This is a genomic window from Methylobacterium sp. WL120 (genome assembly GCF_008039465.1).
GTDB classification, from domain to species: domain Bacteria; phylum Pseudomonadota; class Alphaproteobacteria; order Rhizobiales; family Beijerinckiaceae; genus Methylobacterium; species Methylobacterium cerastii.
On record NZ_VRUT01000286.1, the window covers coordinates 1 to 2,871 of the forward strand.

At 69.7% G+C, this 2,871-nt stretch carries 3 protein-coding genes and 1 pseudogene; 2 read left to right on the forward strand and 2 right to left on the reverse strand.

The features are described 5' to 3' along the window. Window positions 1–207 precede the first annotated feature (207 nt). The gene (locus FV229_RS26255) at window positions 208–732 is read right to left on the reverse strand and encodes a protein phosphatase CheZ (protein WP_246686097.1); all 525 of its coding nucleotides are present in this window, start codon (window positions 730–732) and stop codon (window positions 208–210) included. Window positions 733–770: 38 nt separating this feature from the next. Continuing rightward, window positions 771–1,154, reverse strand: coding sequence for a response regulator (locus tag FV229_RS26260; RefSeq protein WP_147729619.1), 384 nt, complete (start codon window positions 1,152–1,154; stop codon window positions 771–773). Between the two features lie 368 nt (window positions 1,155–1,522). On the opposite strand from FV229_RS26260, the gene FV229_RS26265 reads away from it, so the two are divergent. Both FV229_RS26265 and FV229_RS26270 read left to right on the forward strand, forming a co-directional pair. Continuing rightward, a complete protein-coding gene (locus tag FV229_RS26265) occupies window positions 1,523–2,461 on the forward strand; it encodes a hydroxyacid dehydrogenase (RefSeq protein WP_147754725.1) in 939 nt (312 codons plus the stop codon). A 163-nt stretch (window positions 2,462–2,624) separates the two neighbouring features. Continuing rightward, window positions 2,625–2,871, forward strand: a pseudogene (locus tag FV229_RS26270) (repressor LexA); the annotation flags it as partial.

A 2,871-nucleotide genomic window follows, 5' to 3' on the forward strand; every position in this document is an offset into this window, starting at 1 on the left:
CCCCGATCCGGCCCGAGCGACACGTGCCTGACTCCATCGCGACCTTGCGCCTGAAGCTGGCACAAACACTCGCGCGAACCCTGCAACGATGTCCCTGCTGCCAACAAAGATTTATGACACAGTAGTACTAGAGCATTTTCTTCACGCGAGCCGGCATCCACCTCGCTTGAAAATGCTTTAGCGGGGGCGGCGCCGGCCCGTCGAGGGTCAGGCGAACAGGGCGTCGATGTCGTCCTGGGCGGTGGCAGGGCCGTTCGGCTGCGGGCCGTTCAGGAGCAGGCGCTGTGCGCGCTCGTTGCGCTCGGCCTCGGCCGGATCCTGGCCGGCCGCGTCCCGTGCCCGCACGGCGCTGGAGAAGCGCGCGAGCCGCACCTCGAACTGCTGCAGGGCGGCGACGACCTTGCCGATGCGCTGGCCGGTGATGTCCTGGAAGGCGCAGGCCTCGAAGATCGTGCCGATGCCGCTTTCGACCGCGTCGCGGTAGCCGGGTCCGTCCGGCAACGCCAGCATCGACTCGGCCGCCTCCATGATGGAGTTGGTGGCGCCGGCAGTCGCGGCCAGGACGTTGCCGAGCTCCTCGTGCGCCATCGGGATGCGGTCGTGCGTCAGCTCGTTGGCGCGCAAGGCCGCGATCTCGTCGCGCACGTGGGCAATGTAGTCCGCGATCTCCATCAACTCGGTGACCATCGTCGCCGGGTTGATCGTCGCGCCGAGCGGTCTTTGCACACCCATCGTCAGCACTCCTCCGCGTGTCGGCCCCGAGTGGCCGCTCAGGCGCCGCAGACCGCTTCGATCTTGCTCTTCAAGGTGGCGGCGTTGAACGGCTTGACGATGTAGTTGTTCACGCCGGCCTTCTTGGCGGCGATGACGTTCTCGGTCTTCGACTCCGCGGTGACCATGATGAACGGCGTGGTGCGCAGGCCCTCGTCGGCGCGGACGTGGCGGAGCAGCTCGTAGCCGGTCATCGGCTCCATGTTCCAGTCGGAGATGACCAGGCCGTACTTGCGGCCCTTGAGGCGCGCCAGGGCGGCCGTGCCGTCGGAGGCGTCGTCGACCTCCTCGAAGCCGAGCTGCTTCAGGAGGTTGCGGATGATGCGGACCATCGTCTGGTAGTCGTCGACGACCAGGATCGGCATGCTGAGGTCGAGGGCCATGGTGAAACTGCTCCGGTGTCTCCGAATCGCCGGCTCGGGTCGGCGTCGGTCACGCATTGTCGAAAGGCGCCGCCGCCGGCCGCACCTCATGGGTCCAAACCTAAGCCGGTTTGCCTTGCGAAGCGGTTAATCACGCGCCGGTCCGGCGCCGCCCGGGGCGGCGACGCCCGAATACTGATGTGCGGGACACGAATGCCGTCCGAGCCCAAACGGCACCGCGTCGCCCCGCCCGTTCCCTCGCGATGAGCCGGCGCGGCCTTTACCGATGCGTCCCAACGCAGGATGACGGCCCCGCAGGCGGGCACGGCGCCCGACGGGAACGCCCGCGGGGGAGGCTCGGCCGCCGCGCGAAACAGGATCAGCACGCGATGCTCAAGGTCGTCATCAGCGAGTTCATGGACGAGGCCGCGATCCGGGCGGAGCTCGCCGGGTTCGAGACGCTCTACGATCCGACCCTCGTCGACCGGCCCGACGCCCTGCGCGCGGCGCTCCAAGAGGCGGCGGGGCTGATCGTCCGCAACCGCACGCAGGTGCGCGGCGACCTGCTGGCAGCGGCTCCCGACCTCAAGGTGGTGGGCCGCCTCGGCGTCGGCCTCGACAACATCGACCTGCCGGCCTGCGCAGCCCGCGGTATCGCGGTCCATCCCGCGACCGGCGCCAACGACGGCGCGGTGGCCGAGTACGTGATCGGCACGGCCCTGCTGCTGCTGCGCGGCGCCTACGGTGCCAGCGCGCAGGTGGCGGCGGGGGCGTGGCCGCGCAACGCGTCGATGGGGCGCGAGATCGCCAGCAAGCGCCTCGGCCTCGTCGGCTTCGGTGCCATCGCCCGCGAGACCGCCCGGCGCGCCGCGGCGCTCGACATGGCGGTCTCGGCCTTCGACCCGTACCTGACGCCTGAGGACACCGCGTGGCGCCCGGCCCACGGCTCGGTGGCGCGTGCCGAGCTCGACGCGCTGATCGCATCGAGCGACGTGCTCTCCCTGCACGTGCCGCTCACCGAGGCGACGCGGGGGATGATCGGCTCCGACGCGATCACCCGAATGCCGCCGGGCGCGATCCTGATCAACGCCGCCCGCGGGGGCGTGGTGGACGAGCGCGCAGTCGTCGATGCGCTCCGGTCGGGCCATCTCGGCGGGGCGGCGCTGGACGTGTTCGCGGAGGAGCCGCTGGATGCTATGGGCGGGGCACTGTTCGCCGACGTGCCGAACCTGATCCTGACGCCGCACATCGCGGGCGTGACGCAGGAATCGAACGTGCGCGTCTCCGCCGTCACGGCCCGCGCCGTGCGGCGAAGCCTGGAGGGCTGAACCTCGCCGTGCCGCGCTGGCACCGTCGCGTAACGAATTCGTCTGTCCGCGCAGCGCGTCGCGACAAGAACCCTTGCGGAACACTTGACGAACGTTTAACGTGTTCGTGTTTTGTTTCTGCGGCTTCACCTTCGTGCGGCCGCACTTTCTCGCGAGCTCGCCAATGCTGACCCGTAAACAGCTGGATCTCCTGCGATTCATTGATGAGCGGATGCGCGAGGACGGCGTCCCGCCCTCGTTCGACGAGATGAAGGACGCCCTCGACCTCAAGTCGAAATCGGGCATCCATCGGCTGATCACCGCCCTCGAGGAGCGCGGCTTCCTGCGCCGGCTTCCCAACCGCGCCCGGGCGATCGAGGTCCTGCGGATGCCCGACGGCGCCGGCCGCATGGCGGCGCCCGCCCCGGCGG

What these genes read in the sequence shown, in the direction of transcription:
- FV229_RS26260 (WP_147729619.1), bottom strand. Translation starts at nt 1,154, where the DNA reads ATGGCCCTCGACCTCAGCATGCCGATCCTGGTCGTCGACGACTACCAG.
- FV229_RS26255 (WP_246686097.1), bottom strand. Translation starts at nt 732, where the DNA reads ATGGGTGTGCAAAGACCGCTCGGCGCGACGATCAACCCGGCGACGATG.
- FV229_RS26265 (WP_147754725.1), top strand. Translation starts at nt 1,523, where the DNA reads ATGCTCAAGGTCGTCATCAGCGAGTTCATGGACGAGGCCGCGATCCGG.